The sequence below is a fragment of the Methylobacterium nigriterrae genome, assembly GCF_037106235.1.
GTDB lineage: Bacteria > Pseudomonadota > Alphaproteobacteria > Rhizobiales > Beijerinckiaceae > Methylobacterium > Methylobacterium nigriterrae.
In genome coordinates this window covers 1-4,493 of record NZ_JBAWTG010000242.1, presented here as the reverse complement: position 1 = coordinate 4,493, position 4,493 = coordinate 1, and the positions used below count along the sequence as shown (strand labels likewise).

The window sequence follows — 4,493 nt, the reverse complement described above, 5'->3', positions numbered from 1 at the left end:
CCATCGCAACCCGCTACGAGAAGACAGCTTCAAGCTTCATGGGCGTTCTCTCGCTCGCAGCCGCTCTGGACTGGCTCAAGAGCTAACAGGCCGTAGTGATCGTGCGACCATGTGTCAGCTATTGGCCAGTAGCCGCTTTCTCAGGAGGGGAGATGCGACCAAACGGTTGCCGCTTCTTCTCAGCAGCCATGATCCAACTTTCGAATCAGTTTCACAGGCGAGAAGCCGCGCTCACGATTCAGGCGTCGGCTCGTCCTCAAGCAGTGTGACCGAGGTCGCGATCGGGCCGTCAAGTGGTCCAACGTGGGCTATGAAGCGTGCCCGTGACCAGAGTTCGACGCGGCCTCCGTCACTCAGGTGAAGGGCACGTTCCGCAGCTTCCGCGTCGGTGTCAGCCTCGATCGGTATCGTTGAGCTGACGCTGCCATCCGGCCCGAACCGGTAGGCGCGGTAGGGCGAGACCGCGCAGGAGGAACGGCGGCCGGCTGGAAGGCTCACGACATCTGCCATTCACACGCCTGTTCGCTACAGTGAGAACACGAGCCCCAAGCTGTTGGCGCTTGGGCAATCGATCCGCCGAGGTCGGCATCCTGCGCTTCTATCAGCCGCAAAGATAGCCCGGATGATGGGGCAGCCGGAGCGAACGCGGGCAGCGCTGTTAGTGTTTTGCGCTGGCCCGCTAAGTGCTATCCGGTCTAGGCAATGCATGGAACGGTCGGCTGACACGGCCGGTTCGAACCTCACGGCACGCCGCGTTGGCGGGCCGACGACCAGGGTTACCGCAATGGCTACCGGCACTGTGAAGTGGTTCAATGAGACGAAGGGCTACGGCTTCATCCAGCCCGACGACGGCGGCAAGGACGTGTTCGTCCATATCTCCGCCGTCGAGCGCGCCGGAATGCGCAACCTGATCGAGGGACAGAAGATCTCCTACGACGTCGAAGCCGACCGGCGCAGCGGCAAGGAGAGCGCCGCCAACCTGAAGAGCGCCTGAGCCTGCCTTCGTCGGGATGACGGCAAGCGCTCGTCATCCTGCTTCCGATGACTGGATCAGACTATCATTATTCCTGCGAGCCAAGATGCGCATCGGCTTGCGCAGATGCGCTTGACGACCTCCTCGATACCGCTCGCCATAGACGTCACCGTGTTGGTGTCTGCCGGCTCCTGTTCATCATGGTGGCATCTTGGTCAGATACCTTCCACACCGGCAACGACCCCTCGCGAACGAACATGGCGAACGCCTCGACCACCTCCCATCGGTCGAAGGCTTGCGCCCCGTTCACGGCGCGACCCACAATGCAGGCTTCGTCAGGAGCGTCTGCAACAGGTGGCCGGCTCTCCAACGAAAACACCACGCCCGATCGATCCGGCCTGAGTTCATCCGGCAGAGCGTCGATCTTGCGCCACAGGCAGTACCAACGGGCGCATGCCTCCGGGCGCTCAAGGTAGATTCCGCACGCCGTGCCGGTGTTGTGGCGGCACACGAGGCCCGCAGGCTTGGCCAGCGCCTTGATCTCTAAGACCCGGCAACAGACCGTACAGTGACCACATAATCGGTCCCGAGTGAGAGCAGCGGTGTTCTGAGAGAGCGTCACCCGGTGTCCGGCTCGTTTATGAGGATCCTTGATGATGGTCCGGTCCTCGATGTCACGTTGTTGCAGCTTGCAGCGCAGGGTGTAGAACGTCGCGGATGTCGGACGATGCTACGCTCTGGGATCTCGTGACCGCCGAGCGCATCGCGATTGAGGCCGTCGGCGCTGCCGTCGACGTCTACCTCGCTGAACCGACCACCCAGGCTCATCCGATCGGGCCGGACCACATCCTCGATCTGGCCGCGGCCGTCGCGGCTCACGCTTCCGCGCCCGCGACCATGCACGATGCCGAGGCCAACGAGCCGTCGCGTCGCATAGCGGTGCGATCGGCCCTGCTCATGGCGCGCCCTGCGACCCGATCAACCGGACGCCGAGACCGCTTTCGAGATTAGTGTTCGGATGCTCGGGCGATGAGCTTGATCGCGGCTACTGGTCATCATCGTCGTCGTTGACCTCGATCAGATCGCTGGTGTCTTCGTCGTCCTCGTCGACCACGAGGGTGTCGTCTTCGACCCTATCGCCATCGTCATCGACATCCAGGGCGTCATCGCCCTCAGCATCGGTGTCCGTATCTTTGTCGGCCTCCTCGGCTTCGACTTCATCCAGCGACACGAGTTCCGGCCCGTCCGTCTCCTCCTCATCGTCGACCGGCGCCTCTTTGCGCGCCACCACGGGCGTGCCTCCCCTGGCGAAGGACGTTGACACGAAGGTCGGGACGACCTCACCCGAGTAGGGCGAGATCACGGGGTTCTTGTTGAGGTCGTAGAACTTCTTGCCCGTCGTCGGGCAAATTCGCTTCGTGCCGAGGTCCGGACGTGCCACTGCAACTCTCCATGGACATGCTAAACGCTGGGTGGCCAGCGCACTTCCGGCTTCGTCTATCATAGACGGCAGCGGACGACCCTGCTGTACGTCAGGCTGGATCGCATATGGGCAGCGCGTGCTAGGGTCTGTCGTCGCCTGAACCATCTGGCAGAGCATGCGTTTCGTCCGTCCGATCTGAGGAGGGACGATGCTGAGCGACGCGCAATGGGCTGTTCTGGAGCCGCTGGCCGAGGTCTGCCGGCCGAAGGCGAAGACGCCACCGCAGGATCTTCAGCGCACGCTCTCGGCCATCCTGTGGCGGCATCAGAACGGCGCCACATGGCGCGCGATCCCGGCGGAGCTGCATGTCACACCCACCGATGCCGATGACCGTGCCGCCGTGGCCGTGCTCGCTGACGCCGTGCAGGAGGCAACCGGTGACAGCATGGACCTCGCCTATGTCGATCAGGGCTACACGGGCGAGCGCGCGGCGAAGGCGGCCGCTGATCGCGGCACCGCCTTGGAGGTGGTGAAACTGCCCGAGGCCAAGCGCGGCTTCGCCCTGTTGCCACGCCGATGGGTGGTCGAGCGCGCCTTCGCCTGGATGGCCCGCTTTCGTCGCTTGGCCCGTGACTACAAACGCTTGCCCGCCACCCAGGCCGGATTGCACCTCGTCGCCTTCAACGTCCTACTCCTACGCAAGGCCGCCGACTTCGCAGCAGTCCGTAACAGCCTCTAGAGCGATACCCGTTCGCATAGCGACGGCAGAGGCGGCTTAGGCCGGGATGGCCTGGATGAGATTGCGCAGAGTGCCGATGCCGGCGATCTCGGTCTCCATCACGTCGCCGGGCTTCAGATACTCCGGTGGTTTGCGTGCGTTGCCGACGCCGGGCGGCGTGCCGGTGGCGATGATGTCGCCCGGCATTAGGGTGAGGCCCCGCGAGAGTTCAGCGATGATGCGGGCAACCTTGAAGTACATCTGCTTGGTCGAGGCATCCTGCTTCACGACGCCGTTGACCCGCGTCGTGAGGTGCAGATCGGCGGGATCGAGGTCCGACGCGGGCACGATCCACGGACCGATCGGCCCATGCCCGTCCACGCTCTTGCCCTTGAACCACTGCCCGCCGTGCAACTTGTACTGCATGTCACGCGCGGTGGTGTCGTTGATGACACTGTAGCCGAAGACATGGCTCATGGCCTCGGCTTCCGGGATGTTGCGCCCTTGAGCGCCGATGATCACGGCGAGCTCCGCCTCCCAGTCGATCGCGGTCGAGACCGCCGGATCGTAGGGGACCGGGTCGTAGGGCCCGTTCACCGTGTTGACACCCTTGGTGAAGAACACGGGATGGGCCGGGTATTCCGACTTGGTTTCGCGGGCCGCCTGCCCTTCCGCGAAGTGTTCGAGATAGTTCCAGCCGACCGCGTAGATGTTGCGCGTCGGAACTGGAATTGGTGCGAGAAGCCGCACGGTCTCGACCTGCGGGCCATCGCCCGCGGCCGCGGCGCGACGCACGGCGTCGAGGGCTATCGGGCCGGCCTCGATAAGCGAGACCATCCGTGTCGGATCGAAGCCCGACACCGCGGCGCTCGTCAGATCGACGACGCGTCCATCCGTGCGCACGACGCCCACTCGCGGAGTGCTCCCGGGGTCCGGCATGAAGGTGACGAGGCGGAGGGCGTCTCCGCCATTGGGAGGAATAGGGCGCCCCGGACCGGAGGCGGGCGCCTCCGCGGCTGCCGGTCCCGCCAGGACCCCGACCGCCGTCGCGGCCGCAGTGAGATGCAGGAAATCGCGTCGGGTGCTCATGGACCATCTTCCTCCGCGCTCGCCCTTCACCGAAGCGATACGCCGGCCGGAAGCTTTGGCTGCGCGCCCGAGCAAACGCAACCGGTCTGGGTAGGGTGGCCTGTCGGCGTGCAACGGCCCGGCGGACGCCTACAATCGGCACAGCCGGACACGATGGTGACGTGGCCGTCGCTACGTGACCGAACACGGCACTAATACCAATCGGTGTTGATCATAACCGATAGGCCCAGTCGCGCAGGCCGAGGGACATGATCTTCCAGGGCTGGTCGATGAGGCGGCTCCAGGCCTCG

At 64.5% G+C, this 4,493-nt stretch carries 4 protein-coding genes and 3 pseudogenes; 5 read left to right on the top strand and 2 right to left on the bottom strand.

From position 1 onward, the window contains the following. The 3 genes and pseudogenes from WDW90_RS35270 to WDW90_RS35260 form a co-directional block, all read left to right on the top strand. A pseudogene (locus WDW90_RS35270) lies at window positions 1–86 on the top strand (IS5-like element ISMex42 family transposase); the annotation flags it as partial. A gap of 698 nt (window positions 87–784) precedes the next feature. Then, the gene (locus WDW90_RS35265; protein ID WP_243917323.1) at window positions 785–994 is read left to right on the top strand and encodes a cold-shock protein; all 210 of its coding nucleotides are present in this window, start codon (window positions 785–787) and stop codon (window positions 992–994) included. A gap of 726 nt (window positions 995–1,720) precedes the next feature. After that, a complete protein-coding gene (locus WDW90_RS35260) occupies window positions 1,721–1,984 on the top strand; it encodes a hypothetical protein (RefSeq protein WP_336492388.1) in 264 nt (87 codons plus the stop codon). Window positions 1,985–2,018: 34 nt separating this feature from the next. Here the strand turns inward: WDW90_RS35260 and WDW90_RS35255 are convergent, their stop codons facing one another. Next, entirely contained in the window at window positions 2,019–2,414 is a 396-nt protein-coding gene (locus WDW90_RS35255; protein ID WP_336492387.1) for a TIGR02300 family protein, read from the bottom strand. Window positions 2,415–2,604: 190 nt separating this feature from the next. On the opposite strand from WDW90_RS35255, the pseudogene WDW90_RS35250 reads away from it, so the two are divergent. Together WDW90_RS35250 and WDW90_RS35245 are read left to right on the top strand one after the other, a co-directional pair. After that, a pseudogene (locus tag WDW90_RS35250) lies at window positions 2,605–2,748 on the top strand (transposase); the annotation flags it as partial. Window positions 2,749–2,757: 9 nt separating this feature from the next. After that, window positions 2,758–3,135, top strand: a pseudogene (locus WDW90_RS35245) (transposase); the annotation flags it as partial. Window positions 3,136–3,171: 36 nt separating this feature from the next. Here WDW90_RS35245 and WDW90_RS35240 read toward each other — a convergent pair. Further along, window positions 3,172–4,203, bottom strand: coding sequence for a fumarylacetoacetate hydrolase family protein (locus WDW90_RS35240; protein ID WP_336492386.1), 1,032 nt, complete (start codon window positions 4,201–4,203; stop codon window positions 3,172–3,174). Between the last annotated feature and the right edge of the window lie 290 nt (window positions 4,204–4,493).